Source organism: Hydrogenivirga sp. 128-5-R1-1 (genome assembly GCF_000171895.1).
The window spans coordinates 1-2,546 of sequence record NZ_ABHJ01000104.1 but is presented as its reverse complement, the minus strand read 5'-3'; the positions used below and the strand labels follow the sequence as shown (position 1 = coordinate 2,546).

Genomic DNA, 2,546 nt, shown 5'->3' with positions numbered 1-2,546 from the left:
TATATATTAAATCTGGATAGTCTTTCTTATAACAGGTTTGTTTGTTGGAATTACTAAAACATCAAGGTCGTATATTTCTTTAAACTCTTCTGCTTCTGTTTCTGCTGTTCCTGTCATACCTGCAAGTTTTTCGTACATTCTAAAGTAATTTTGGAAAGTAATAGACGCAAGGGTCTGGTTTTCTGCTTCAATTTTAACGCCTTCTTTAGCTTCTATTGCCTGATGAAGTCCGTCAGACCATCTTCTTCCCGGCATAAGCCTTCCAGTAAATTCATCTACAATAATAACTTCCCCATCTTTGACAACGTAATCTTTATCTCTGTGGAATAAAGTATTCGCCCTTAATGACTGATTAATTGCATGTAAAATATCTATATATTTAGGGTCAAACAGGTTGTCTATATTAAAATACTTTTCTGCTTTTTTTATACCTTCTTCTGTGAGTACAGCAGTTTTATTTTTCTCATCTACAATATAGTCTTCATCTTTAACAAGAGTTTTCACAAACCCATCGGCAGTGTAATAAATTGAAACATCTTCTTCTGAAGCTCCTGAAATAATAAGAGGTGTTCTTGCTTCATCTATTAAGATACTGTCAACTTCATCAACAATTGCGAAGTGATGTCCTTTTACCTGTACAATCTGGTCTTTTGAAAAAACCATGTTATCTCTTAAATAATCAAATCCAAATTCATTATTTGTTCCATATGTTATGTCAGCCTCATAAGCCTGTCTTCTTTCAGACTCTACAGCTATAGTAAAGTAATTTTTTCTTGCCTCTATATTAAATTTTTCTTGAGGAAGAAGCTCTCCTTCAAATCCTTCTGGCCACACTCTCAAATCTTCTTTTATCGCCCTTTCAAAAGCCTGTTCATCTGCCCACTTTACAATAAAAGATTGCTGGTTTGTATTGATAACTCCTGTTGTAAGGCCTAAAAATTTATAAATAGTACCCATTTGAACGGCATCTCTTTTTGCGAGATAGTCGTTTACAGTTACAAGATGAACTCCTTTTCCTGTAAGAGCATTTAAGTATATTGCTATTGATGCAACAAGGGTTTTTCCTTCACCTGTTTTCATTTCTGCAATCTTCCCTTGATGAAGAGCTATCGCACCAATAAGCTGAACATCAAAAGGTCTCATTCCAAGGGTTCTTTTTGCTGCTTCACGGACTATCGCAAAAGCTTCAGGAAGTATATCTACAATTTCCCCTTTTGTTATTGCATCTGAAAGCTGTTTATCATTTTGGACTTTTTCCTTGAGTTTTAAACTTTTTTCTCGTAGGTCTTTGTTTGAAAGCTTGTCAAAATCCTTTTCAAGAGCGTTTATTTTTTCAACAATATTTCTTAATTTTTTTATTTCTCTTTCGTTTTTTGTTCCAAATATTTTTTTTGCTAAAAAACCAATCATTTATTTAAAGTACCTCCTTAAAATTGGAGCTTTTTATTTAAATTTTATCATCTTGTTTATTTTTCAATCGTTTTTTTAAATAAAGCTCATTGAATATGAAACCTGCTATTCCTATTGTGATTGAAGCATCTGCTATATTAAATGCAGGCCAGTGGTAATTTAATATGTGAAAATCTATAAAGTCTCTTACTTTTCCCAGAATAAACCTATCATAAAGGTTTCCAACAGCTCCTCCAGCTATTAATCCTAAAAAAATTGTTTCAAGATTTGAAAGCTCTTTTCTTTTAGAAAATGCATAAACAGCAGTTGCTAAAACAGCTATAGATGATGCTCCAAGAAGAGCAAGCTTTCTAATCCATTCTGGAGAGTTTGCAAAAATCCCGAATGCAGCTCCTTTGTTCCATACAAGTGTTAAATCTAAAATGTCAGGTATTATTGTTATATCTTTATTTGAAAGCAATTTAACAGCTATGTTTTTTGTTGTTAAATCTAAAAAAACTACGGAAATAACTATAACCAGGAAAAATATAAACCTATCCATTATTCAGCAATATTTCTGTTGTCTTCTTCTTCAATGAATGTAGATGTATCAGGGAGAATATTATAGTAATTAATATCTTCATATCCAGTGGAGAGTCTCATCGCTTCATCTTTTTCGCTACATTCTATACAAAGTCTTACCCACGGAAGAGCTTCAAGTCTTTTTTCCCCTATAGGTGCTCCGCATTCTTCACATATGCCGTAAGTTCCATTTTCTATTTTTTTAAGTGCAATTTCTATTAAAAACAGCTTTTCTCTTTCTGTCTGTGAAAGTTTATACAAAGTTTCTCTTGAAAGTTCTGCTGTTACTTCGTCGGCAGTATCTTCAACGCCACTTTTTTCATTCTGGCTTTCTTTTGAGTTATTCTCCAGAGATTCTATTATCTGGGCTTTCTTTTCTAATAGCTGTTGTTTTATTTTTTCTAAATCCATGATAAATCTCCTCCAGTAATAAAACTTAAGGCATAGTAATATATCTTTTTAATGGTTTTGTCAATACTTATTTGTTAAAATATAATCCCAATAATTATACTACAAGGAGAAAAAATGTTAGCACAAACTTTACTGAAATACTGGAAAATTCTTATTGCTGTTGG

General features: G+C 32.4%; 2 protein-coding genes and 1 pseudogene. All 3 read right to left on the bottom strand.

From position 1 onward, the window contains the following. Nucleotides 1–1,410, bottom strand: a pseudogene (locus tag HG1285_RS18305) (preprotein translocase subunit SecA); the annotation flags it as partial. Between the two features lie 37 nt (nucleotides 1,411–1,447). Further along, complete coding sequence (lspA, locus tag HG1285_RS04750; RefSeq protein WP_008288565.1) at nucleotides 1,448–1,951, bottom strand: signal peptidase II; 504 nt, start codon at nucleotides 1,949–1,951, stop codon at nucleotides 1,448–1,450. Next, nucleotides 1,951–2,382, bottom strand: coding sequence for a TraR/DksA family transcriptional regulator (locus tag HG1285_RS20530; protein WP_008288564.1), 432 nt, complete (start codon nucleotides 2,380–2,382; stop codon nucleotides 1,951–1,953). The genes lspA and HG1285_RS20530 overlap by 1 nt, the downstream gene beginning before the upstream one ends. Nucleotides 2,383–2,546 lie beyond the last annotated feature (164 nt).

Bases quoted from the DNA above. Each gene is read 5' to 3' on its own strand.
- lspA (WP_008288565.1), bottom strand. From the start codon at position 1,951: ATGGATAGGTTTATATTTTTCCTGGTTATAGTTATTTCCGTAGTTTTT.
- HG1285_RS20530 (WP_008288564.1), bottom strand. From the start codon at position 2,382: ATGGATTTAGAAAAAATAAAACAACAGCTATTAGAAAAGAAAGCCCAG.